24 protein-coding genes, 1 other RNA gene and 2 pseudogenes are annotated in these 25,539 nt (G+C 38.1%); 12 read left to right on the top strand and 15 right to left on the bottom strand.

Annotated features, from left to right (window positions below; all coding sequences use genetic code 11):
• Nucleotides 1-41: 41 nt before the first annotated feature.
• Nucleotides 42-782, top strand: coding sequence for a 23S rRNA (guanosine(2251)-2'-O)-methyltransferase RlmB (rlmB, locus tag DV356_RS00795; protein ID WP_011272250.1), 741 nt, complete (start codon nt 42-44; stop codon nt 780-782).
• A gap of 37 nt (nt 783-819) precedes the next feature.
• Here the strand turns inward: rlmB and clpB are convergent, their stop codons facing one another.
• The 4 genes from clpB to DV356_RS00775 all read right to left on the bottom strand — a co-directional run bounded on the left by clpB (nt 820) and on the right by DV356_RS00775 (nt 4,701).
• Complete coding sequence (gene clpB / locus DV356_RS00790) at nt 820-3,390, bottom strand: ATP-dependent chaperone ClpB (protein ID WP_011272249.1); 2,571 nt, start codon at nt 3,388-3,390, stop codon at nt 820-822.
• A gap of 127 nt (nt 3,391-3,517) precedes the next feature.
• Nucleotides 3,518-4,081 (bottom strand): 5-formyltetrahydrofolate cyclo-ligase, encoded by a 564-nt coding sequence (locus DV356_RS00785; RefSeq protein WP_118806385.1) that lies wholly within the window; start codon nt 4,079-4,081, stop codon nt 3,518-3,520.
• 12 nt (nt 4,082-4,093) lie between these two features.
• Nucleotides 4,094-4,291, bottom strand: a non-coding RNA gene (ssrS, locus tag DV356_RS00780) — 6S RNA.
• 107 nt (nt 4,292-4,398) lie between these two features.
• Nucleotides 4,399-4,701, bottom strand: coding sequence for a cell division protein ZapA (locus DV356_RS00775; protein WP_005651366.1), 303 nt, complete (start codon nt 4,699-4,701; stop codon nt 4,399-4,401).
• A 148-nt stretch (nt 4,702-4,849) separates the two neighbouring features.
• On the opposite strand from DV356_RS00775, the gene polA reads away from it, so the two are divergent.
• Nucleotides 4,850-7,657, top strand: coding sequence for a DNA polymerase I (gene polA / locus DV356_RS00770; protein ID WP_118806384.1), 2,808 nt, complete (start codon nt 4,850-4,852; stop codon nt 7,655-7,657).
• Between the two features lie 14 nt (nt 7,658-7,671).
• A pseudogene (locus DV356_RS00765) lies at nt 7,672-7,917 on the top strand (serine dehydratase subunit alpha family protein); the annotation flags it as partial.
• Nucleotides 7,918-8,099: 182 nt separating this feature from the next.
• Here the strand turns inward: DV356_RS00765 and DV356_RS00760 are convergent.
• On the bottom strand, nt 8,100-8,465 hold the full coding sequence (locus DV356_RS00760; protein ID WP_005655721.1) for a transcriptional regulator: 366 nt from the start codon (nt 8,463-8,465) through the stop codon (nt 8,100-8,102).
• Nucleotides 8,466-8,565: 100 nt separating this feature from the next.
• On the opposite strand from DV356_RS00760, the gene DV356_RS00755 reads away from it, so the two are divergent.
• Genes DV356_RS00755 through DV356_RS00715 form a run of 9 tightly spaced genes read left to right on the top strand, consistent with a single transcriptional unit; the run spans nt 8,566 to nt 16,877 of the window.
• Entirely contained in the window at nt 8,566-9,570 is a 1,005-nt protein-coding gene (locus DV356_RS00755; RefSeq protein ID WP_112119009.1) for a TerC/Alx family metal homeostasis membrane protein, read from the top strand.
• A gap of 34 nt (nt 9,571-9,604) precedes the next feature.
• On the top strand, nt 9,605-10,186 hold the full coding sequence (locus DV356_RS00750) for a DUF4328 domain-containing protein (RefSeq protein WP_239990308.1): 582 nt from the start codon (nt 9,605-9,607) through the stop codon (nt 10,184-10,186).
• Nucleotides 10,187-10,212: 26 nt separating this feature from the next.
• A complete protein-coding gene (locus tag DV356_RS00745; protein WP_065245103.1) occupies nt 10,213-10,851 on the top strand; it encodes a vWA domain-containing protein in 639 nt (212 codons plus the stop codon).
• A gap of 18 nt (nt 10,852-10,869) precedes the next feature.
• Nucleotides 10,870-11,505, top strand: a complete 636-nt coding sequence (locus DV356_RS00740) for a vWA domain-containing protein (RefSeq protein ID WP_005690492.1) — start codon at nt 10,870-10,872, stop codon at nt 11,503-11,505.
• Between the two features lie 8 nt (nt 11,506-11,513).
• Nucleotides 11,514-12,551 carry a TerY-C metal binding domain-containing protein gene (locus DV356_RS00735; RefSeq protein WP_005690491.1) on the top strand — a complete coding sequence of 346 codons (1,038 nt, stop codon included), beginning with the start codon at nt 11,514-11,516 and terminating at the stop codon, nt 12,549-12,551.
• 2 nt (nt 12,552-12,553) lie between these two features.
• Nucleotides 12,554-14,110, top strand: a complete 1,557-nt coding sequence (locus DV356_RS00730; protein WP_112119008.1) for a PP2C family serine/threonine-protein phosphatase — start codon at nt 12,554-12,556, stop codon at nt 14,108-14,110.
• The gene (locus tag DV356_RS00725) at nt 14,103-15,602 is read left to right on the top strand and encodes a helix-hairpin-helix domain-containing protein (RefSeq protein ID WP_112119007.1); all 1,500 of its coding nucleotides are present in this window, start codon (nt 14,103-14,105) and stop codon (nt 15,600-15,602) included. The genes DV356_RS00730 and DV356_RS00725 overlap by 8 nt, the downstream gene beginning before the upstream one ends.
• Nucleotides 15,603-15,638: 36 nt before the next feature.
• A complete protein-coding gene (locus DV356_RS00720; protein ID WP_005660063.1) occupies nt 15,639-16,217 on the top strand; it encodes a TerD family protein in 579 nt (192 codons plus the stop codon).
• Between the two features lie 12 nt (nt 16,218-16,229).
• The gene (locus DV356_RS00715) at nt 16,230-16,877 is read left to right on the top strand and encodes a hypothetical protein (RefSeq protein WP_005690478.1); all 648 of its coding nucleotides are present in this window, start codon (nt 16,230-16,232) and stop codon (nt 16,875-16,877) included.
• Nucleotides 16,878-17,048: 171 nt separating this feature from the next.
• Here DV356_RS00715 and DV356_RS00710 read toward each other — a convergent pair whose 3' ends face one another.
• The 10 genes and pseudogenes from DV356_RS00710 to dsbA form a co-directional block, all read right to left on the bottom strand.
• Entirely contained in the window at nt 17,049-17,807 is a 759-nt protein-coding gene (locus tag DV356_RS00710) for a HugZ family heme oxygenase (RefSeq protein WP_112119006.1), read from the bottom strand.
• A 175-nt stretch (nt 17,808-17,982) separates the two neighbouring features.
• Nucleotides 17,983-19,626, bottom strand: coding sequence for an ABC transporter substrate-binding protein (locus tag DV356_RS00705; RefSeq protein WP_162627493.1), 1,644 nt, complete (start codon nt 19,624-19,626; stop codon nt 17,983-17,985).
• A 146-nt stretch (nt 19,627-19,772) separates the two neighbouring features.
• Nucleotides 19,773-21,164, bottom strand: coding sequence for an MDR family MFS transporter (locus tag DV356_RS00700; RefSeq protein WP_118806383.1), 1,392 nt, complete (start codon nt 21,162-21,164; stop codon nt 19,773-19,775).
• Complete coding sequence (mobB, locus tag DV356_RS00695) at nt 21,161-21,676, bottom strand: molybdopterin-guanine dinucleotide biosynthesis protein MobB (protein ID WP_005648290.1); 516 nt, start codon at nt 21,674-21,676, stop codon at nt 21,161-21,163. The genes DV356_RS00700 and mobB overlap by 4 nt, the downstream gene beginning before the upstream one ends.
• A 153-nt stretch (nt 21,677-21,829) precedes the next feature.
• Nucleotides 21,830-22,027 (bottom strand): annotated as a pseudogene (locus tag DV356_RS09890) (hypothetical protein).
• Between the two features lie 71 nt (nt 22,028-22,098).
• Nucleotides 22,099-22,533, bottom strand: a complete 435-nt coding sequence (locus DV356_RS00685) for a SoxR reducing system RseC family protein (protein WP_005648296.1) — start codon at nt 22,531-22,533, stop codon at nt 22,099-22,101.
• Nucleotides 22,527-23,300, bottom strand: coding sequence for a class I SAM-dependent methyltransferase (locus DV356_RS00680; RefSeq protein WP_012055257.1), 774 nt, complete (start codon nt 23,298-23,300; stop codon nt 22,527-22,529). The genes DV356_RS00685 and DV356_RS00680 overlap by 7 nt, the downstream gene beginning before the upstream one ends.
• Entirely contained in the window at nt 23,282-24,373 is a 1,092-nt protein-coding gene (gene trmA, locus DV356_RS00675; protein ID WP_015701887.1) for a tRNA (uridine(54)-C5)-methyltransferase TrmA, read from the bottom strand. The genes DV356_RS00680 and trmA overlap by 19 nt, the downstream gene beginning before the upstream one ends.
• Nucleotides 24,374-24,516: 143 nt before the next feature.
• Nucleotides 24,517-24,852 (bottom strand): MaoP family protein, encoded by a 336-nt coding sequence (locus DV356_RS00670; RefSeq protein ID WP_005648303.1) that lies wholly within the window; start codon nt 24,850-24,852, stop codon nt 24,517-24,519.
• Between the two features lie 61 nt (nt 24,853-24,913).
• Complete coding sequence (gene dsbA, locus DV356_RS00665) at nt 24,914-25,531, bottom strand: thiol:disulfide interchange protein DsbA (protein WP_005693196.1); 618 nt, start codon at nt 25,529-25,531, stop codon at nt 24,914-24,916.
• Nucleotides 25,532-25,539: the final 8 nt, after the last annotated feature.

Genomic DNA, 25,539 nt, shown 5'->3' with positions numbered 1-25,539 from the left:
TAAAAATGAATTAAAAATTCAAATAAGAAAAAGAGAAATTTATGTCAGAACAAATCTACGGTATTCACGCGGTTAATAGTATTTTAACCCATTCGCCAGAGCGTCTAATTGAAGTCTTCGTACTTAAAAGACGTGAAGATAAACGCCTACAGCCACTCTTAAATGAGCTTTATTCCCTGGGAATTGGTGTGCAATTTGTTAATCGACAAACACTTGATAAAAAAGCCGATGGTGAGGTTCATCAGGGTGTCATTGCTCGAGTACAAGCGGCAAAAGAACTTAATGAAAATGATCTTGATGAAATTCTTGCGAATAAACAAAATCCGCTTTTATTAGTTTTGGATGGCGTGACGGATCCACACAACTTGGGTGCCTGCCTGCGAACAGCGGATGCAGCGGGCGCAGTGGCCGTAATCGTACCGAAAGATAAATCCGCACAATTAACATCTATCGCGCGTAAAGTTGCTTGTGGCGCGGCAGAAACCGTGCCGTTAATTCGTGTAACCAATCTTTCTCGCACACTGCGCGATTTACAGCAAAACCATAATATTTGGGTGGTTGGCACTGCTGGCGAAGCCACTGAAACCATTTATCAAAGCAAACTGACAGGACCACTAGCACTTGTTATGGGAGCCGAAGGCGAAGGAATGCGTCGTTTAACGCGTGAACATTGCGATCAACTGATTAGTATTCCAATGGCTGGTTCAGTTTCATCATTAAATGTATCTGTCGCAACAGGGGTATGTTTATTTGAAATTGCACGTCAGCGTTTAGGTTCATAAGAAAAGTGCGGTAAATTTACCGCACTTTTTTTAATACCTATTGTCTAGCTTGAACTTCTGCGTTGGCGTAATCAATGGTAACAACCTTACCAGGTAATAACGCACCAGATAGAATTTGTTGTGCCAAGCTGTTTTCGATCTCTTGTTGAATAGCACGTTTCAATGGACGTGCACCATAAATTGGGTCATACCCCACTTCACCAATGAAATCTAATAAAGCGTCGGTAAACACTAATTCATAGCCACGAGTTTCCATACGTTTTGCTAAGCGTTCTAATTGGATACTTGCAATCGCACGAATATTCTCTTTACCAAGCGGATGGAATACCACAGTTTCGTCAATACGGTTGATGAATTCGGGACGGAAATGTTGGCTTACCACTGACATCACTAAGGCTTTCATTTCGCTATAGCTTTCGTCTTTGTTACCTTGGATTAAATCAGAACCCAAGTTAGAGGTCATAATTACCACCGTATTACGGAAGTCCACAGTACGACCTTGCCCGTCAGTTAAACGACCATCATCCAATACTTGTAATAAGATATTGAATACATCCGCATGGGCTTTTTCAACTTCATCTAATAAGATCACTGAATATGGACGACGACGAACAGCTTCAGTTAAATAACCGCCTTCTTCATAGCCGACATAGCCTGGAGGCGCACCAACTAAACGAGAAACACTGTGTTTTTCCATAAACTCTGACATATCAATGCGCACCATCGCATCTTCACTATCAAACAAGAATTTCGCCAAAGTTTTGCAAAGCTCTGTTTTACCCACACCTGTTGGCCCTAGGAACAAGAAAGAACCAATTGGGCGATTAGGATCGGAAAGACCTGCACGACTACGACGAATCGCGTTTGCTACCGCATCAACCGCTTCTTCTTGACCAATCACTCGTTTATGTAGTTCATCTTCCATGCGCAAGAGTTTTTCTTTCTCGCCTTCCATCATTTTGGATACAGGAATACCTGTGGCTTTAGAAAGCACTTCTGCGATTTCTTCATCCGTGACACGATAGCGTAAAAGCGTCATTTCTTTTCCTTCGCTGGTTTCAGCTTGCTCGAGTTGCTTTTCAAGAGCAGGGATGCGTCCATATTGCAACTCTGACATTTTCGCTAAATCACCCGCGCGACGAGCTTGTTCTAGTTCGGTTTTTGCAGTATCTAATTCTTGTTTAATATGTTGAGAGCCAGAAAGCGTTGCTTTTTCAGATTTCCATACTTCTTCAAGTTCGGCGTATTCACGTTCTTTTTCAGCCAATTCTTTCTCTAACATTTCTAAACGTTTGCGACTTGCTTCGTCTTCTTCTTTTTGTAATGCCTGTTGTTCCAATTTTAATTGGATAATTCGACGTTCAAGGCGATCAAGCGGTTCAGGTTTAGAATCTATTTCCATACGAATGCTAGACGCCGCTTCATCGATCAAATCAATGGCTTTATCCGGCAATTGACGATCGGAAATATAACGATGTGAAAGCGTTGCGGCAGCGACAATCGCAGGGTCAGTAATATCCACGTGATGATGAATTTCATAGCGTTCTTTCAAACCACGTAAGATAGCAATGGTATCTTCTACACTTGGTTCGTCCACAAATACTTTTTGGAAACGGCGCTCAAGTGCGGCATCTTTTTCGATATATTGACGATATTCGTCTAACGTTGTTGCACCCACGCAATGTAATTCACCGCGCGCTAAACTTGGTTTTAATAAGTTACCCGCATCCATCGCACCATCGGTTTTACCCGCGCCGACCATAGTATGAATTTCATCAATAAAGAGGATCACGCGACCTTCTTCTTTAGAAAGTTCATTGAGCACCGCTTTTAAACGTTCTTCAAATTCTCCGCGATATTTTGCACCAGCAATCAATGCGCCCATATCTAATGAAAGCACACGTTTATTTTTCAAACCTTCTGGCACTTCGCCGTTTACGATACGCTGTGCCAAGCCTTCGACAATCGCCGTTTTCCCTACACCTGGTTCACCAATTAACACAGGGTTATTTTTGGTACGACGTTGTAATACTTGAATGGCTCGACGAATTTCTTCATCACGCCCAATTACAGGATCAAGTTTGCCACTTTCTGCACGAGCGGTTAAATCAATCGTATATTTTTCAAGAGCTTGTCTGCTTTCTTCTGCATTTTGATCGTTCACGTTTTGTCCCCCTCTAATGTGCTGAATAGCTTGCGAAATTTGTTCTTTTTTCGCACCGCACTTTTTCAAAATATCGCTGATCGTTCCTCGTTCTTCTAAAGCTGCAAGCAAAAACAATTCGCTCGAAATAAATTTATCTTGGTTTTGCTGTGCGAATTTATCGCATAAATTAAGTAGATTAATAAGCTGGCGTGAAAGTTGTACATCTCCACCATTGCCAATCACTTGCGGCAATTTATTTAGTTCTGTCTTTAATTCATTACGCAATAAAGCCACATTTACGCCACTTGCTGTCAAAATTGGCGCAATAGAGCCGCCCTGTTGATTTAAAAGTGCGGTCAATAAATGCACGGGTTCAATAAATTGATTGTCTTTTCCGATAGCAAGTGATTGTGCTTCGCTTAACGCTTCTTGGAATTTTGTCGTAAATTTTTCAATGTTCATACGCTTTCCTCAATTTGATTTCGGCTTTCGCCATTCGCATAAACTAAGTAAGCTCGGTTGAATAAATTTCAAGAGAAAAAATGAAATATTTTGATTTTATCTATCAATAAGATTTTGATGATAGGTTTTAATCCACCAAAATATCAAACAGTGGCACATCCCAATGCTCAGTGGGAAGATTTTCTACTTGCTGACATTGGTGCGCTAACCCCACGGGAATAAAAGATTTATCTTGCCAATTCTGCAACGTGCGATCATAAAATCCACCGCCCATACCAAGGCGATTTCCTTTTTTATCAAAAGCCACTAACGGCGTAAATAAAATATCCAGTTCATTTAATGGCAAAACATTTTGAACATTCAGCTTTGGCTCCCAAATGCCAAACTGATTTTGTTTCATTGGCGTATCAGGTAAATAGCGTAAAAACAATAAATAGTGTTTAGTAAAAGGATGTAAAACAGGCAAATACACATTTTTGTTTTGCATCCAAAGGGATTGGATTAGTGCTTTTGTTGAAATTTCACCATCAAAAGAAAAATATAATGCAATATTTTTGGCTTGTCGTTGCTCGATAAGATTTAACGCCTGTTGAGTAACCGATTGTTCAGCTTGGTGCTGTTGAAGTGCGGTTAAATTTGCACGTATTTTTCGGATTTCAGTGCGGATTTGCTGGCGTTTTTGAGTATTCATAGAAATGAAAAGGAAGACCCCAGAGTGCCGCTGCGGGCAGTAGTCCTTGAACCCGACGGTTCAAGGAAATCAGTTGATACCGTTTTCAGGTTTCTTAGCCCAATGAACGAGTCAAAGGTTAAGCCTACACACCAACGATAGGAAACCAATTTATAAGATTTAAAGTATCGGCTCAGGGACATAGCCTACTGACGAACACTCCAGGTAATTCTTATGGGTTTATACTAGCCCAAATTCTCAGTATTGACTAGCATTTATTTGTCAAATTTAACGAGTTGCTTATAAAACGACAAAATGACTCTAATTTGATCATTAATTTAATGCGGTTCTTTTGTAACACGAATATTTTCTAATGAATGATCTAATTGTTGGATACCCGTTCTCAATACCTCTTCAATTTTAGCCGTTTTATTTTTTTCTTGGCTTAATTCAAAACTCAAATTGAGTGCCACAATAGAAAGCACACGATCAAGCTGAATAAGGCCTGTCTTTTCTTTCATTTCGGAAACCAATATATCTAAATTACGCGCAGCTTGGCGCAGTAATTCTTCTTGTTCAATGGGTACATTTAAACGCAAAACCTGACCCAAAACTAAAATTTCGACCAATTTTAACGACATTTGATTTCCTTAAATTAAATATTTGAATGTCTGATATTATGCCATAGCAAAAAATATTCGTCATAAATTTTACATTAAACCCGCCATTCGCTCATCACCATAAATTACGCTATAATGCCCCCATTTTTCAGTTTAAAACGAGATTTTTATGGCCCAAATTGCAACAAATCCGCTTGTGCTAGTGGATGGTTCTTCTTATTTATATCGTGCATTTCATGCCTTTCCTTCTTTAACTAATGCCGCAGGTGAGCCAACAAACGCGATGTACGGCGTGTTAAATATGTTAAAAAGCCTCATCTCACAAGTACAGCCCACTCATATAGCCGTTGTTTTTGATGCAAAAGGGAAAACATTTCGCGATGAAATGTTTGAACAATATAAATCTCACCGTCCACCAATGCCTGATGATTTACGCAAACAAATTCAGCCTTTGCACGATATGATTCGTGCATTGGGCATTCCGCTTTTAGTGGTGGAAGGGATTGAGGCAGATGATGTGATCGGTACTCTCGCACTACAAGCATCAAGTTTGGGTAAAAAAGTGCTCATTAGTACTGGCGATAAAGATATGGCACAGCTAGTTGATGACAATATTATGCTCATCAACACCATGAATAATAGCCTATTGGATCGCGAGGGTGTGATTGAAAAATACGGTATTCCACCTGAACTCATTATTGATTATCTAGCACTCATGGGCGATAGTGCAGATAACATTCCTGGCGTTGCTGGCGTGGGCGAAAAAACCGCACTTGGTTTACTACAAGGCATAGGAAGCATGGCCGAGATTTATGCCAATCTTGAAAAAGTAGCGGAACTGCCAATTCGTGGGGCGAAAAAACTAGGTGAAAAATTATTGGCTGAAAAATCCAATGCCGATCTTTCTTATACATTAGCAACCATCAAAACCGATGTTGAACTTAACGTGACAACAGATCAATTGTTGCTTGGAGAAAGCCAAAAGGATCAACTTATTGAATATTTTGCTCGCTACGAATTTAAACGCTGGCTTAATGAAGTGATGAATGGGGCAGATTCTATTACCCAAACCACTGAACAGCCAGTGAAAATGAACCAGTATCAAGCGACATCACCAGCTCAAAATTCGGTGGGAAATAGTGCGGTGGAAAATACGCCTAAAATTCAAATCGATCGTACAAAATATGAAACCTTACTCACTCAAGCGGATTTAACCCGCTGGATTGAAAAACTCAATTCAGCAAAACTCATTGCAGTCGATACTGAAACAGACAGCCTTGATTATATGTCTGCGAATTTAGTGGGTATCTCTTTTGCTCTTGAAAATGGCGAAGCTGCTTATTTACCATTGCAATTGGATTATTTGGATGCACCAAAAACACTCGAAAAATCGACCGCACTTGCCGCTATCAAACCAATCTTAGAAAATCCTAATATTCACAAAATTGGACAAAACATTAAATTTGATGAAAGTATTTTTGCCCGTCATGGCATTGAATTACAAGGTGTTGAATTTGATACGATGTTGCTTTCCTATACGCTAAATAGTACGGGTCGTCATAATATGGACGATTTAGCCAAACGTTATTTAGGGCATGAAACTATCGCATTTGAAAGCCTTGCAGGAAAAGGGAAAAGTCAGCTTACGTTTAATCAAATTCCATTAGAACAAGCCACAGAATACGCGGCAGAAGATGCTGATGTGACCATGAAATTACAACAAGCACTGTGGTTGAAACTGCAAGAAGAACCAACGCTTGTTGAATTGTATAAAACAATGGAATTACCATTGCTTCATGTGCTTTCTCGTATGGAACGTACAGGCGTTTTGATTGATAGTGATGCTCTCTTTATGCAATCTAACGAAATTGCCTCAAGATTAACCGCACTTGAAAAACAAGCTTACGCATTAGCGGGCCAGCCATTCAATTTAGCCTCCACCAAACAATTACAAGAAATTTTGTTCGATAAACTTGGGCTGCCTGTTTTACAAAAAACGCCCAAAGGTGCACCATCAACAAATGAAGAAGTATTGGAAGAATTATCCTATAGCCACGAATTACCCAAAATTTTGGTTGAACATCGTGGGTTGAGCAAACTTAAATCCACTTACACGGATAAACTGCCTCAAATGGTCAATTCACAAACAGGCCGAGTGCATACCTCTTATCATCAAGCGGTGACGGCGACAGGGCGTTTATCATCAAGTGATCCAAACCTACAAAATATCCCAATTCGGAATGAAGAAGGTCGCCGTATTCGACAAGCATTTATCGCACGTGAAGGTTATTCTATTGTCGCCGCTGACTATTCTCAAATTGAGCTACGTATTATGGCGCATCTTTCCGGCGATCAAGGCTTAATTAATGCGTTCTCGCAAGGCAAGGATATTCATCGCTCCACTGCAGCTGAAATCTTTGGCGTGTCATTAGATGAAGTCACCAGCGAGCAACGTCGCAATGCTAAAGCGATTAATTTCGGCTTAATTTATGGAATGTCCGCCTTTGGACTTTCACGCCAACTTGGCATTTCCCGTGCTGATGCACAAAAATACATGAATTTATATTTCCAACGCTATCCTAGCGTACAACAATTTATGACTGATATTCGTGAAAAAGCGAAAGCACAAGGCTATGTGGAAACGCTATTTGGTCGCCGTTTATATTTACCAGATATTAATTCTAGCAATGCAATGCGTCGTAAAGGAGCAGAACGCGTAGCGATAAATGCACCGATGCAAGGCACGGCTGCGGATATTATTAAACGAGCGATGATTAAAATTGATGAAGTAATCCGTCACGATCTAGATATTGAAATGATTATGCAAGTACATGATGAATTAGTGTTTGAAGTGCGGTCAGAAAAAGTCGCGTTTTTCCGTGAGCAAATTAAACAACATATGGAATCCGCTGCTGAATTAGTTGTTCCGTTGATTGTGGAAGTGGGTGTCGGACAAAATTGGGATGAAGCGCATTAATTGGATAGGTAATAATGAATTTAGAAGGACTTAACGAAATTGAAAAACCATTACTCCACATTGTTAAACATGATGTTGTGCCAGCCCTAGGCTGTACCGAACCCATTTCTCTTGCGCTCGCATCCGCTACAGCTGCGAAATATTTAGGCAAAACACCTGAACGCATTGAAGCAAAAGTTTCGCCTAACCTGATGAAAAATGGATTGGGCTTTGCTGTGCCTGGAACTGGCATGGTTGGATTGCCTATTGCTGCGGCAATGAAGGTATTGTCGAACTCGTGATCGAACTATTGATAATCTCTGCGCTATTGCATCAAAAAGTATGCAACATATCGATAGACAGGTTATTGAAATTATAGTAAGCAAGCCTTGTCCTTAATGAAAATAAAGTGCGGTAAAAAATCTATATAATTTTTTACCGCTCTCATTGTGTATAATTTTGATTAAAGTTTATTTTGAAAAGAACTAATAAAAGCAATTAATGCTGATTTTTGCTGTTCCGATAGTCCAATAATCATCTTCAACAAAACTTCATCTAGCATTGTCATTTTTTCATTATCACCCACACCGTAACGCAACCATTCTGGTTTAACTAATAACCACTTAGATAATGTTTCAATTTTATCCATTGATGGAATAGCCAAACCATTAAGCCATTTATGTACGGCTTGTTGAGTAACAGACTCATTTGGGTGTTGCAAATTAAATTTAGTTGCTATTTCACTTGTCTTCAAATTCTGCATAGCCATTGCTGAAAGAGCTAGTTTTAAACGTGCACTAAATTTTTCTTTTTCAGTTAATATTTTCATAATGAAAATAATTATGACTAAATCCAAAAAGATCTTGTAAACCATTTAGGTTTTTATGTAAACTATATTGGTTTATATGTTTTCATTTTAGGTTTCATCTATGCATCATTTTGGATTTCCTTTAGAGGTTTTGGTTGTTTTCTTCTGTGCAATTTTATTCTCAATTTATATTGACTTAGTTGCTCACCGACATAGTAAAGAAATTACCGTAAAAAATGCCGCACTTTGGTCAATCTTTTGGGTTTCATTGGCATTGGCGTTCTACGTTTATCTTTATTTCCGTTTTGAACCGGAATGGGCAGATCTCTATCTTGCCGGTTATGTACTTGAAAAGAGTTTATCCATTGATAACTTGATGGTTTTTGTCGCAATTTTTGCTTCTTTCGGAATTAAAGATCATCTTCAGCACCGTATTCTCTATTGGGGCATTTTAGGAGCATTAATTTTCCGAGCAATTTTTGTTGTAATTGGGACTGGATTGTTTTCTGCAAGTCCTTGGGTTGGATTTCTTTTTGCTGCTTTTGTACTTTGGAGCGGATGGAAAATGTTACAAGGCGGAGATGATAATGAAGAAGAAATCGAAAACTATACTCATCACTGGAGTGTTCGTTTGGTAGGGAAAATAATGCCTGTTTTCCCAAAACTAGTGCAAGAAAAATTCTTTGTAAAAAATAACGAATTAAATGCAGATCAAATAGTTTCCGTTACTCGTCAAGGTTTTCGTTACGCAACGCCTGCATTTTTATGTTTAATGGCTATTGAAACATCTGATGTAGCATTCGCCTTTGACTCAGTACCTGCTGTTATTGCTGTTACTCAAGAACCATTACTCGTTTATGCTGCAATGATTTTCGCGATTCTAGGATTACGTAGTCTCTATTTTATTCTTGCTGCACTCACAAAATATCTTGTTCACCTTGAAAAAGCTGTCATTGCCTTATTGTTCTTTATTGGTATCAAAATGGGAATTCAATCTTGGAATCACGCGGTATTTGATACAGGCATTCGTATTTCTGCCAATGTTAGCCTTTATATTGTATTAGGTGTTTTATTTATTGGTGTTGTTGCTTCGTTTATTTTTCCTGCAAAAGCAGGAAAACATTAATGAATATAAAAAATCAAAATTATTAAGAGTAAATATGAGTAGTTACTTTGAATATTTGACATTGTTCTTGTTGTCTGTTTTAGGATTATATTTAACTTTTGTTAGTGTTACTGGCTTATTTTTCATTAGTATCTATTTAGAAAATAGACCACTATTGTCCCTCTTATTAGATTATGCTGACAACATAGATAGACTTAGCAGTTTAAGTTACATCACCAGTGTTCTATTAAGCTTATTTTGGATATACAAAGCACATAAAAATATAGAACAAAAAGGAATTAAAAATCTAAATTTTTCTAACAAAGCCTGTGTTTATTGGTGGTTTGTACCTATTTTATCGTTATGGAAACCTTACTATATAGTAAAAGAAATATTTTTAGCAAGTAAATTTGCTAATGATTGGAAGGATAAGAGCGCTATATTTCTTATTATTTGGTGGTGGTTATTTTTAATTAGTATCCTATTAAGCAAAATAGTAAGAGAGTTACCAGAACCAAGTTTGGAGTTAGTTTCTTCTTCTATTATTGTAGAGTTTATTTTAAGTATCTTATATATAAAGATTATTTACTCTGTTTATAAATTTCAAAATCGTATTTCTTTAACTAAAGCCATCTAGCTTATTAATTTATTCTGGAGAAATTTATGCGTCGTTTACCCGTTTATTTATTAGTGGATACGTCAGGCTCAATGATGGGTGAAGCCATTGAATCTGTGCGTAATGGTTTGCAAATGCTTGTTTCTGCATTACGCCAAGATCCTTACGCATTAGAAACGGCTTATCTATCTGTGATTACTTTTGATAGCAAAGCCAAACAAGTTATGCCACTCACGGAGCTAATGAGCTTCCAACTTCCAACCATCGAAGCATCTGGCTTAACATCAATGGGAGAAGCACTCTCATTATTAACAGATTGTATCAACCGTGAAGTACAAAAAGGCTCAGCCGAAGTAAAAGGTGACTGGAAACCAGTTGTTTTTTTACTTTCTGATGGTGTGCCAACAGACGATCTGCAAAAGGGAATTAATGCATTGAGAACCGTGAAAACTGGCACCTTTGTGGCTTGTGCGGCAGGCGCTGGAGCAGATACCAATGTATTAAAACAAATTACAGAAAGTGTAGTGTCATTAGATACCGCAGATGCCAACTCTATTAAAGCCTTCTTTAAATGGGTATCTGCCTCTATTTCTGTATCAAGTCAAAAAGTAGATCTCAACAAAAAAGATGTAAGCGGATTAGGTGAACTTCCTCCACCACCAGCAGAATTAAATATTGTTTTATAATTTAGGTGGTTAGTAGATATGTCTAGAAGACTACTCACTTATATTTGTATTGATACATCAGGCTCGATGAAAGGCGAACCAATTGAAGCCGTGAATGTTGGTTTGCAATCACTGCTTTCCGCCTTACGACAGAATCCTTATGCGTTAGAAAGTGTGTATCTCTCCATTTCAACATTTGATATGCAAATAAAAAATGTGCTGCCATTAACCGCACTTGAAGATGTGGTATTGCCGACCATTAGTTGCCCTGATAGTGGGGCAACCTTTCTTGGCAAAATGTTAGAAGAAATATCACAAGCGGTTAAAAAAAATCGTATTCTTGCTACATCTGAACAAAAAGGCGATTGGCGACCGATTTTAATTTTACTCACAGACGGAAAACCTTCCGATACATTAGCTTATGAACTCGCCATTCCACAAATTAAAGCCTTAAATTTTGGCAACATTGTCGCTTGTGCAGCAGGTCCCAAAGCGGATCCAAACATCTTAAAAAAATTAACGGATACCGTTGTATCACTCGATACAATGGATGCAAATAGCTTTGCACAGTTCTTCCAATGGGTTTCTGCTTCGGTTGCTCAAACCAGTGTCAGTGTAGGCTCAACAAGCAATGCTCTCCCGCCTCCACCTGATGAAATTACTGTTGTATTTTAGGAGAAATTATGCGTCGTTTACCTGTTTATCTTGTTGTTGATATCTCCGAAAGTATGGCTGGCGAAAATCTTCGTCAAATGCAAGAAGGCATTAGCCACTTGGTTAATCAACTTCGCCGTGATCCTTACGCGTTAGAATCTGTTTATCTTTCTGTGATCGCATTTGCTGGGGCGGCTGGTACGCTTGCACCATTAACGGAATTAATGAGTTTTTACCCACCTCGTTTGCCGATTGGTTCTGGCACATCTATTGGTGCAGCACTAAATCATTTAATGGATTCTTTAGAAAAAGATATTGTGCGTAGTACGCCAGAGAAAAAAGGCGATTGGAAACCATTGATTTACATTATGTCAGACGGTTCGCCAACAGATGATCCTGCACAAGCTATTTCTCGCTGGAAACACCATTTTCAAAATAAAGCGAAGCTAATCAATATTGGCATTGGTAAATTTGCCAACCTTGATACATTAAGTGAAATTAGTGATTTAACCTATCGACTAGATGATGAAGATATAGAAAAAGTTTACCGTGCTTTATGTGAATCTGTTGCGGATTCCATTCTAAGTCAAAGTCGCTCGCTGGGTGTGGAATTGCCTATATCACTGAATAAAGAAATTTTAGAAAGCGGTGCGATTTCTTTGATTAAAGAAAAAGAGCAAGTGGTCGCTTTAGATGAAAATTATGCAATCATCGTGGGTAAATGTAGCAAGGTGAAATTGCCTTATTTAATGAAATATGAACGACTTGAAAACAGTCCGCTTGATAATGCGATTTTTCAATATGTTGGTGTTTACCCAGCTGAAAAAGATTACGTAGATTGGTCTGATCATCGGCCAAATCACAGCCAAATTTCTACTTCACAATTATGGGGTGGTGGCGGTTGTCCCCATTGTGGAGCTGCTTTTGGTTTGTGTATGTGCAACTGTGGGCAAATTTTCTGTGCTAACGGCGAAAAAGAAGTCGTCTGCCCTGGTTGTAATGAAACCTTGTATTTTAATGATGAAGCCGACGGTGCTGATTTTGATATTACGCGTGCAAGGGGCTAGGGATGAATGCAACCGAACAATTAGAAAAAATAAAATCCTGGTTAAACCAGGCTGATGAAAAATATCTTGATGCCTTTGCCAGTCAAAATCAGACATTAATATCCCATATTTGTGAAATATGGCAACGTTTTCAGGAAGCTAAAAATATAACATCATTGGAAAATAATATGTTGACCATTCAACCAACAGAAACAACACCAGTATATAAAAAAGAGCTCATCATTACATTGCCAAATGCAAAACAAGATGAACCTTATTTTTACCAAAAAACCAATGATTTTCCTACAATTCAATCTCTAAAAGTCGAAGAGGACCTTGGATTAGCTTGGAATGTAGAAGCGCAAGCATTAGATGGTGTACCGATAAAGAGCGGTGAATTTTTACTGACTTTTCAACTTACTGACGGTAATACAGCACACTCAACCCTTTTTATCAATCCTAATCCGAAATATTTATGGAAGAACATTCCTTCCGATAAAAATAGCCGTTTTTGGAAACCAGATAGTGCAAGTAGCCAGATTTCCACAGACTTAGGACAATTAATCGCAGCACGTATGCGCGGACGTACTCACGCAATGAAAGGAACGTGCTGCGATGATGATTTTACTATCGGCTATCACGAGAAATCAAAATTTCATTTCATTGCTGTTGCCGACGGTGCTGGAAGTGCAGAATTTTCTCGCCAAGGCTCAAAACTAGCTGTAGAGACCGCAAAAGATAAATTTTTTGAGTTACTGAATATTGAAGGTAAGGACTACCAAAAACTTTCCCAAAAAAACGAACAAGAACTCGCTTATATTACCAAAGTGATGTTTAAAGAAGCGGTTCAAGCCGCTTATCTTGCACAAGAAACAGCGGCAAAAGATTATGTTATTGAACAGAAATCTCTTTCTTGCACATTACTGCTTGCGTTTACATTACCTTTAATTGATGGAAAATGGTTCACTGCTTGTTATTGGGTGGGAGATGGTGCAGCTGCAATCTTTGATCCCGCTATACAAAAAATTAAATTATTGGGTGAAGTGGACTCAGGACAATATTCAGGTGAAACCCAATTTTTAACCTTAGCGGAAGCCAATGCGGAAACAATTACCTCACGCATTTATACAGATATTCGTGATTATCCCCCAATCCTGATATTAATGACAGATGGCGTTTCCGATCCTAAATTTCATAGTGATGTACAGCTTAACACCTTTGAGGCTTGGCAAATATTTTGGCAAGAATTACGTGAACCATTACAAAAAGAGCAACCAGAAAAAGCCTTAGAGGAATGGCTAGATTTCTTCTCAAAAGGAGAACATGATGATCGCACTTTAGCGATATTTATTCCGCAGTCTGAGTGGCAAGCGATGACTTATACATCAACGAATAATGAAATTTTGGAGAAAGAGTCAACAATAGTGAATGAAATAGCTCCACAAGTGGCTGAAAATAATCAAGAATTTGCTAATAAAGAAGTCAGAACTACCAACATTACTCAGAACAATGAAACAAAAACAATCACGCTCCAAAAAGCAAGTGATGTGCAAGTTCAAAAGGAGCTGAGTAATGAGTAAGGTTATTACGCTCACTGCAACAAATGGTGAAACCATTCAATTTGTTGATGAAATCAAGGCTCAAGGTGGAATGAAAGATGTGATGTTCTCACCTAATAAAGATTATGTTGTTGCTTTCTTCCGAGAACCAGCCGATCTTGCCACAAAAGAGCGGTTAGAAATGATCACTGGCACATATCGCGAGAAAATCTTTAATCAAGAAGGGGGCGAATATCTTAAAAAATTATTCTGCTGGCCTACCGCCGTAGTGGAATATCAAGGAAAACTTGGTGTGGTGAGCCCTTTTTATCGTGATTGCTTTTTCTTCCAATATGGTAGCTGTAATAACGATATGTTGGGCATTAAAGGCAAAGATAAAGATGGTAAATGGTTCGCCAGTGCATCTAATCGCAATAAGTTTCTTGACTCGCGAGAGTTAGGCGATTGGATGTTGCATTTGAAAGTCTGCTTGATGCTGGCTCGTGCCGTTCGCCGTATGCATATGGCCGGATTAAGTCATAGTGACTTAGGTTACAAAAACTGCTTAATCGATCCAACAACGGGTCAAGCGAGTTTAATTGATATTGACGGCTTAGTTGTGCCGGGGAAACATCCACCAACAGTGGTGGGAACACCTGATTTTATTGCACCTGAAGTAGTGGCAACTCAACATTTAGACAAAAGTGATCCGAAACGTAAATTACCAAGTCGAACCACCGATCTACACGCATTAGCTGTTTTGATTTATATGTATTTACTTTATCGCCATCCACTTCGGGGAGATAAAGTCTTTGATATGAATGATAGCCAGCGTGATGAAGAATTAGGAATGGGAGAAAAGGCGTTATTCATTGAACACCCAACTGATCATTCTAATCGTATAAAAGTAGGGAATGTTAAACCTAGCGAACAGCCTTGGAAAGACACACAAAAAATGCCTTATACCATTACTGGCCCTTATTTAAGCGAATTATTTAAACGAGCTTTTATTGACGGCTTGCATAATCCTATTGCTCGCCCGACAGCAGATGAATGGGAACAGGCATTAGTAAAAACAGTAGATTTGCTTCAGCCTTGTCAAGGCGCTAATTGTGAACAGAAATGGTATGCTTTTGATAATTCTAAATCGCCCAAATGTCCGTTTTGTTGCACTGCACATCAAGGTAAATTGCCCGTGTTAAATTTATATTCTGCTGCACCAAATGGCAGTTATCGCCCTGATAATCACAGAATTATGGTCTACAGCGGGCAATCACTTTTTAAATGGCACGCTGACAACCGAATATTTCCTAATGAAAAATTGAAAGCTGAAGATGCTAAACGCATTGGCTATTTCGTGTTACATCAAGGAAATTGGTGGCTTGTGAACGAAAATCTGACTGATATGGTAGATGTCAATACGAAACAATCTATTCCTATTGGTGGAAAAGTGAAACTCGAGGAAGGCGCCAAAATTCTTTTGAAAAAAGGCGAAGGCGGACGACTTATCGTTGTTCAAATGACTGGTGCATAAGATTTATTAACCTAATAACAACTGGAGAATTATAATATGGCAATTTCATTAACCAAAGGTCAAAACGTTTCATTAAGTAAAACCGATCCGAGCTTAAAAAATGTGTTGGTTGGTTTAGGGTGGGATGCTCGTTCAACTGATGGGCAAGACTTTGACTTAGACGCAAGTGTATTTATGGCAACAGAAAATGGTAAAGTGCCTTCTGATAGACATTTTATTTTCTATAATCAATTAGTTTCACCTTGTGGTGGTGTAGAGCATACTGGCGATAACCTCACCGGTGATGGAGATGGTGATGATGAAAGCGTGATAGTTCGCTTAGACAAAGTAGAAAGTAATATCAAATCACTTTTTATTACTGTAACTATTCACGATGCAGAAGCTCGTCGTCAAAATTTTGGTCAAGTCAGCAATGCATTCGTACGTATTGTTAATAATGATACTAGTGATGAAATTGTTCGTTTTGATCTTTCTGAAGATTACAGCACCGAAACAGTAATGGTGTTTGGTGAAATTTATCGTCATAACGGTGAATGGAAATTTCGTGCAATTGGTCAAGGATATGCAGGGGGATTATATTCACTTTGCCAACAGTATGGTGTAAATGTAGGTTAATTGGAGTGAAAAATGGTTTCATTAAATAAAATTACTTTAGAAAAAAAAGGTGATTCGCATAAAATTGATTTATCGAAATCAACAGATCAGCAAATTACTATTAACTTAAATTGGACTCAACAAAAACCCTCTGGTTTCTTCAGTAGCTTATTTGGTTCAAATAAAGAGATTGACTTAGATCTTGGATGTTACTGGGAGTTACAAGACGGAACAGCTTCACTTATTGACGGTTTGCAATTTTCCCAAGGTCGTGGTGGGTCAAGAGAACGTCTAACACGCCAAGGATGTTATAGCCAAGCGCCTTGGGTATGGCATTGTGGAGATGATCGGAATGGCAGCTCAGCCGAAGGTGAAAATATTTTAGTCAACCCAAAAGGTATCAGAGATCTACGTCGTGTGGTTATCTATTGTTTCATTTATGAGGGGGCTGCTAAATGGGCCGAGTCTGATGCAGTGGTAACCGTTAAAGTGCCTAACCAGCCTGAAATCGTTGTTGAAATGGGGAAACAAACTGATCCTCACACATTCTGTGCGATTGCAAGCATTGACTTTGATGATTCTCAGATGTCAGTTCGTAAAGACATTAACTTCTTTAATGGACATGCAGATTGTAGCCAATATTACGGCTGGGGATTCGAGTTTTCCGCGGGAGCAAAATAAAATACCTTACTTACAAAGCTACATACAATAAAAGGTAATTTTCTTAAATGTAGGATATGCCATATAATCTTATATAAATACCTGTTTATTATATAAATTAATAAACAGGTATTTCTTAACTTTATGTATGAAAATCATTCCATATTATTTCATGAGAAAATACTAGTTATTTTATGCTATCTCTTTTTCATGTGGATTACCTTTGACACCAATATGAGAAATTTCCCCATTAGCATCAATCAAATAAGCTTGGCCAAAACCTCTTACAAAACGACCTGTTCCAAATGTAAGTTCAACTAAATCAAAATCAGTAAATTCACGAATTGTTTTGATTCCGCCTACATCATTCATAGTTTCGGCTAATTTATCTAAGACTTTTTCAACAATTGGATCTTCACGAGGAATAAAACGTGCACTTGCTTTATAACGTAAGCGAGTACGCACAATAATTGACTTCGCTTTGTTTTCATCTTCTAAAAACATCACTTCTACTTGATTTGGATTGCGTTTTAAATTCTCATAATGCTCTGCAATGGCACTGATATAAATATAATATTTTCCATCAAAGAAAATAATTGGTGCATAAGACGCCATCGGTAAGCCATCTTTATCTAAAGTAGAAAGCACACAGCTTTTAAACTCTTGACGAAATTCATCAATTTTAGCCTTGATACGATCGTAATTTGCAACTGGTTTATTTTCTACACAAAGATTGATGATTGCTTGTTTAATTGAACCTGCGTCAGCTTGTTGTGGAAATTCCACACGTAATGTTTTGCCACCATTATATTTAAAATCTAAACCAGCAAAATCTACATTAATTAATGTCACATCTGTGATTTCCTTTTCGCCACCAAATTTTTTACAAAGGGCAGCCATATCATCTTGATGATGATCATTCATATGAGTGATAATTCGATTGAAATCCATTTTTGTTCCTTATATTAACAATTAATTTTTATTATTCTACGGAATCATATCCGATAGAAATAATGCTGAGCATTATACTCAAGTTAAAGTTATTTAACATATTTTTTACAGAATAATCCTTGATAAATAAAAAGCCCTTATAAATAAGGGCTTAAAATAAGTAAATCAATATGAATTATTTACCATCAACACTCACACCATAAAAAGCGTCATAGCCAAATGGGCTTTGTACATAACCTTTTACGCGAGGACTAAGTGGCGCAAAACCAACAGAGTGGGCAACTGGAATCCAAGGTGCTTGATTATGGACAATAACTTGAGCTTGTTTATAAAGTTTCGCACGTTCTTCCTTATTGGTTAATCCAATAGCCTCATTGAGTAAAGCATCAAATTCTGAATTATTGAAACGTGCCATATTAGAATTACCTATATTTGAGCTACCTAATAATGGGGATAAGAAATTATCAGGATCGCCATTGTCGCCAGACCAACCAAAGATACCCGCAGTTAATTCTCCCTCTTTTGCTCGTTTTCTATAATCAGCCCATTCATAAGTCACTGGGTTAGTTTTTACACCAATTTTCGCCCAATCCGCCATAATTAATTCAGCCATACGTTTTGGATTTGGATTAGAAGCACGAATAACAGGTTGAATCCAGAAATCAGTTTCAAAACCATTTGGATAACCCGCTTCTGCTAAAAGTTGTTTTGCTTTTTCTGGATCGTACGGATAATCTTGGATTTCATCATTATAACTCCAAATTGTTGGAGGAAGTGGGTTTTTAGCTGATGTTCCTGCGCCTTGATAAACCGCTTCAATAATCGCTTTTTTATCCACTGCGTAATTCAACGCTTGGCGCACTTTGACATTATCAAACGGTGCTTTTTCGGTATTGAATGCGATATACGCTACGTTCAAACCTTTTTGTTCCAAAAGTTGTACTTTTGGATCGGTTTTCATTTTGGCTAAATCCGCTACATTTGGGAATAAAATTAAATCGCAAGTACCCGCCTGTAATTTTGCATAACGTGTTGTTGCATCAGGCACAATGCTAATGACTAAACGATCTAAAGGTGTTCTACCTTTCCAATAATTTTCATTCGCAACATATTGTATGGCTTGATCTGTTTTATAATCCACAAAAACAAAAGGGCCTGTCCCCACTGGGCGACTATCAAGCGTTTCTGGTTTACCCGCTTTCAGCATTGAATCAGCATATTCTGCAGAATAAATAGAAATAAAATCCATACCAAGACTAGCCAAGAAAGTCGCATCTGTCTTGTTTAAGGTAATACGAATTGTGTTATCGTCTACTTTCTCCACTGATTTCAACAATTCAGGGAATTTCATTGCTTTAAAATATGGATAAGTCCCCTTAGATACATTGTGATATGGATGATTTGGATCTAACTGACGTTGGAATGAAAATACAACATCATCTGCATTAAAATCACGTGTCGGGGTAAATTCTTTTGTTGTATGGAATTTAACACCCTTTCTTAAATGAAAAGTATAACTTAAACCATCATCGCTAATTTCCCAGCTTTCAGCTAAAGCCGGTTCAATATCTGTTGAGCCTTTTTTAAATTCAACTAAGCGGTTATACACTTGTTGTGAGCTTGCATTATAAGAAGTACCTTCAATTATTAACGCAGGGCTAAATCCCAATGGAGCTTTCGCTGTGCAATAAACGAAAGTATTATTTGACGAGGATTTTGCTTCAGTTTGAGCGGTAGATTTATTTGCCGAGCTAGATTGATCACAAGCTGCCAAAACAAGAGTTGCAGCGGCGAGAGTTAATGTTGCTTTTAGTTTCATAAGCATACCTCAATGTTAGGCAGGGAATGCCCCACCATTTATGGTTAAACGATGGAGCTATCTCCACCAACAAGAAATATCAATAAGATATAAGCAAATTTCCCTTTTTTTAAATAAAAAAATTCTATGGATTATAACAAATTAATCTAAGGCATTTTTCGTAAATGATCGCCATCATTTTTGTGTAATTTCATAAGCGACCAAACAAGGGCGATTACAAAAAGTGATGAGGTTAAAAAAGTATAGCTGAATGCCTGTTGTAAGCCATCACTTGCGCTAAAGAAATTTCGATAAAGATTTAAGATTATTGATGACACTGCAATACCAAATCCAATCCCAACTTGCTGTACAATACTTAATACGGTAGAGCCTGTGCCAGACTGTTGTTTTGAAAGATCGCCTACAGCCAGCGTATTAATTGAAGTGAAAATTATCGACATACAAGCCCCATACCACATAAGATTACAAATAATCCAAGTTAGAGAACTTTGTTTATCTAACCAAGCCATTGAAATCACAGAACCTGCCATCAAAAGTGCGGATGAAATTAACGTGGTTTTATAACCCCAACGATTTAAAATTCGTCCAATTAATATTTTCAACATCACAGAAATTAACGCAATCGGTGCTAATAGCCAGCCAGACATTTCAGCACTGTAACCGAAAGATAATTGGAACATCAAAGGCAATAAAAAGGGAACGCCAGATGCAGATAATCGAATAAAAATATTGGCAATAATGCTTAATCTGAATGTACGAGTGCGGAAAAGGGATAAAGGTAAAATGGCATTTTCATTGTTTTTAGCATAGCCACAATAAGTTACGAGTAACAGAATACCAACAACTAATATGCTATAAGTTACACTTGAATTATGCTGACTTTCTCCGAGTAAATCCAAACCAAGCGTAATACCAACTAACCCCAATGCAAAGAGTAAAAAACCTGTCCAATCTAATTTCTCTGCCTCGCCCTTGATATTATTCATCACGCTGCCCGATGCCAAAATTCCTAGCGCACCAATTGGAATATTAATTAAAAAAATCCAGTGCCAACTGGCGTGAATGACTAACCATCCACCTAAAATAGGCCCTAGAATTGGCCCAATCAAACCTGCAGTTGCCATTAAATTCCAAGCATTCACTAATTGTTGTTTGGGGACAGCTTGAATAATAGCTAAACGCGCAACGGGCATCATAAAGGCACCGCCTATCCCCTGAATCACTCGGGCTAAAATAAGGCTCTCTAAATTAGAGGCCGCGGCACAAGCAACTGAACCTAAAATAAACGTGAAAACTGCACCACGAAAAACGGTTAATGTCCCAAATTTTGCCGCAGCCCAAGCGGTAAGAGGAATAAATAATGCAACAGCTAAAGAATAAGCGATGATCGCCATTTGCATTTCAAAGGCGGGTTTATGTAAATCGGAAGATATCGCGGGTAAAGCTGTATTTAGAATGGTCGCATCGAGGCTTTGCATAAAAAGTGCCATTGCTGCTACCCAAGCTAAACCGCGATAGGCATTGGATTCAGTAGTCATCGTGCTCCGTGAAAATGGTGCAACCAATTTTCAATAAAATCGGCAATTTGCGGAATGCGGTTAATATCCAACAAAGTGCGGTCAATTTCAAGGGAATAATTCGTTGCAACTGCGAGCACATATTCGTCAATTTCGGGTAAAGGTTTTGTCATTTCTTGACGATGGAGCAAAATCTTTGGAATTGGCTCTTGTTTAAAGCCTTCCACCAACACTAAATCTGTTAAAGTGCGGTCAAATTGTTGCGCTAAATAATCCAATGAAACAGGTTTTGGCGTTTCCGTCATAATCGCCCAGCGTTCATCATTCGCTAAAATGACTTGAGAAGAACCCGCCTCTTTCATACGCCAGCTATCTTTTCCTTCTTTATCAACTTGCATATTGTGATGGCTATGTTTAATCACTGAAACGCGAATGTGACGAGCGATCAGTTCTGGGAGAAGTTTTTCTAATAATGTTGTTTTACCACTACCGCTATAACCGGTAATTCCAAGTAAAGGAATCTGATTGTTCATAAAAATAACCTTAAAAATCACCGCACTTTAGATACGGAAAACCCCGAAAGATCGGGGTTAATAAATTAAGAATGTTTTGCTACATAATTGGCAAAAATAAGTTCGCCAATAGCAAGAAGAGCAACAATGCCAAGCCCTATAGTAAGCCACATATTATTTTCCCTCCACTAAGAGACGAAATTTACGCTCATCACAAGGCAAGCATAAGCAATAATGAGCAAAAAACTAATATTTCATCCTTTTAGGAAAAGCGGTTGCTCGCCATAAAGTATAACAGGCATTGCTAGAATAGCAACTTTTGCCACATCATCACTAAGTTTTGACCAAGCCTCTAAAGAGCTTTTTTTCAATGGGTAATTTAAATAACTAGCTTTATAGTTTGCGATCTAAATCGCAGAAATAATAAAAAGCGAATAAAAAACTTAAGATAATATGCGCAATAAAACAGGCTGAAACTCTGTTTGTTGCCCTAATTTTCTGCTATAAGATTTTACAAATATGAAAGAAAGTGCGGTTAATCCGAAGATTAAAATTGCACGCAGAATTTCATTATCGCTTATGTAATCGGACAACATAGTCACAATCAATAAGGTCAAAAGCGGTACAACATACATCAATAATGCCGACAACAACATCGACTTTTCTTCTAATCCAATTTCAACAATTTGACCTTCGCGTAATGGCATTAATGTTTCCACATTAAAAATATGCTCGCCACGTTTACCGTTTAATTCGGAAAGGCTTGATGTTCCACAACTGTTTTTAGCTGCACATTGGCCACAGGCACTTTGGGATTGGCATTTCACTTTGGCAATGCCATTTTCATAGCTAATAACAACGGCACTTTCTCTTAGCATTGTGATGCTCCCATATAAATATCAAAGCGATGATTTTTCGTTTCACGGCTAAAGTGCGGTTGTTTTCCACAAAGAAATTCCGCATAGTCAGGACGCTTCACGACCACACGTTTTTTAGCTAATTGTAGTGCAGGTAAAAGCAATTCATCGGCATCTAAATCAGCCCCGACTAAATGCTGGAATACACGCATTTCCTTTTTTACTAGTGCAGATTTTTGTTTATGCGGATACATTGGATCGAGATAAACCACATCGGCATAATCGCTATTAGGATCAAGTTCATTAATATGGTGAACATTCAGCAAGCGCAAATTTTGTTGCAATATCTCGCCGATTTCCTCATCTTGATAAGCACGATTTAAACCATCTTGCAGAAGTAAAAAAACAACAGGATGGCGTTCTACTAAACGAACTTGGCAGCCAATTGCGGCTAACACAAAGGCATCACGTCCTAGACCAGCTGTTGCATCAATAACCGTTGGCAATGCCGAACCTTTAATCCCTACTGCTTTCGCTACGGCTTCTCCACGTCCACCACCGAATTTACGACGGTGAGCCATTGTGCCACCAATAAAATCAACATAAACAGCTCTAAGTTTAGGTTCATCTAATTTACGAAGTTCTAAACGTTCATCGGTTTGAACAAGCGCAAGTGGGCTCTTTTCATTATGAATAATGTTGTATTCAGCACAAAGTGCGGTCAATTCTGCTAATGTTTTTTCTGTCGATTCAGAAATCAGCTGAATTCCTACTTGCGAATGAGCCATACGCCGCTTTCCATGTGGTCAGTGTAAGGGAATTGGTCAAATAACGCCGCTTTTTCAATGCGGTGCGTTTTTGAAAGTTCAACAAGATTATCACACTGCGTATGTGGATTACAGGAAATATACAAAATGCGATCGTAATTTTGTACAAGTTTCACTGTATCAGGATCAAGCCCCGCGCGAGGTGGATCGACAAAAATGGTATTACATTCATAAGATTTTAAATCAATTCCTTTCAAGCGGTTAAAGGCTCTAACCCCATTCATTGCCTGCGTAAATTCCTCTGCCGACATACGAATAATTTGTAAATTATCCACTTTATTTTCAGCAATATTAAATTGTGCGGCGGCTACGGAAGGTTTGGCGATTTCTGTTGCCAATACCTTACGGAAATTTTGTGCAAGTGCGATAGAAAAATTACCGTTTCCGCAGTAAAGTTCTAATAAATCACCTTCGCTATTTTGGGTACAATCAATTGCCCATTCAAGCATTTTGCAGTTTACCGTTGCGTTTGGCTGGGTAAAACTATTCTCGACTTGGCGATAGACATAATTTCTGCCATTCACAGGTAAAACTTCGTCCACATAATCTTGCTCAAAACAGATTTTTTGTTTACTTGCACGCCCGATTATTTGCACATCAAAATCTTGCTTTTCGAGTAAATCTTTTAGATTTTTAGCCGCACTTTCCCATTCTTCAGTGAGTGTTTTATGATAAAGCAAGCTCACAATAATCTTATTACTCAAGGTGCTAAGGTAATCAATTTGGAATAATTTTTTGTGTAGCACTTCTTGTTGTTTTAACAAAGGTAATAAGGTTTGCATCATACGATTAATTAGCATGCTGGCGATTGGAAATTCATCCACGCGATAACGCTGCAGCGTCGCTTGATCAAACATAATATGGTAAAAATCATCTTGTTCGTGCCAAATACGAAACTCCGCACGCATGCGATAATGACTTGTTGGAGAGTCAAAAACTTGAATATCGGGTGCATTAAAAGGGTGTAAAAGTGCGGTTAATTTTTCAAGTTTTTTTTGTAGCAGTTCGTTGTATTGAGAAATCGGTAATTGCATAGAAATTAGTATTCATAGGGTGTATGAAGACAAATCGTTCATACAAAGATAGGAGAATAAAGTTATCAGCCGTGAATTACGCGTGATTTCACAAGCTATTCAAAAACAAAAGGCAGACTTCCGCCTGCCTTATTTAACGTATCTTATTCGCCGGAATAATCTTCACCGCCAGAGGCAGCTTCACTCACATCACTAGATAAGGTGTAAACACGTTTTTTAGTGTTAATACGAGTACGATATTTATTCCAAGTTTTTTCAAAGAAAGTCTCTGCTGCACGCTCACCACGGCAAAATGCGACGAAATCTTTTTCTTCTTTAGTCGCTGGCTCACGTTCCCCTAAGTCTAATGCTTTGAACGCTTGACCATATTGCTCAAGCACCTGTGATTCTTTAATTGTGTAATCACCGTGACGGGAAAAACCACGTGGGTAGTTTTTGTCGTCAAAGAAACGACGCGTTACGCTAAAACTTGCAGCCATAATATTCTCTCTTCTTTCATTAATATTTACAAAATAGGGCTCGCATTAAACCAATTTTTCGTTATTTTTGCAATAAACCTTTTACGGTTTGCACATAATCTTTCACGAAATCATCGTAATTTAACCCTTCAGGGTTTACACGGAATTTTCCATTTACATAAAAATCAGGTACGCCACGCACTTTAAATTGTTCTGCGGCATTCACTTGTTTATTAACTAAACCATTTACTGCAAAACTATTAATGCCACCATCAAATTGCTCGGCGGTTATGCCATTCGATAAGAAGATAGCTCGAATATCATCCATTGATTTCAAAGCATCCTTTTGAGCCGCTTCAAATAATGGTGATTTTACTTTACTTTCTGCACCTAATGCCATTGCTAACGCCCAAGCACGTGTTAAGTTTTCAGATTGATGACCTAAGAAATTTACATGATATTGTTTAAATTTCACATCTTTTGGTAAAGCATCTACGACTTGTTGTGGAATTTTGTATTCCATTTCAAAGGCGTAACAATGCGGGCAATAGAATGAGAAAAACTCAATCACTTCTTTTTGCTGTGAAGCCTGTTGACTCACTTGAACATATTGTTTGCCTTCTTGTAAATCTGCGGCAAAACTATTTACAGACATAAGCGTGCTGACACCTAAACCTAACGCAAGTAATACTTTTTTCATTTCTTTCC

Origin of the sequence: Haemophilus influenzae, from assembly GCF_003494325.1 — a bacterium.
Classification (GTDB): domain Bacteria; phylum Pseudomonadota; class Gammaproteobacteria; order Enterobacterales; family Pasteurellaceae; genus Haemophilus; species Haemophilus influenzae_I.
The sequence above is the reverse complement of the archived record's forward strand: the minus strand, read 5'-3'. Positions and strand labels throughout refer to the sequence as shown.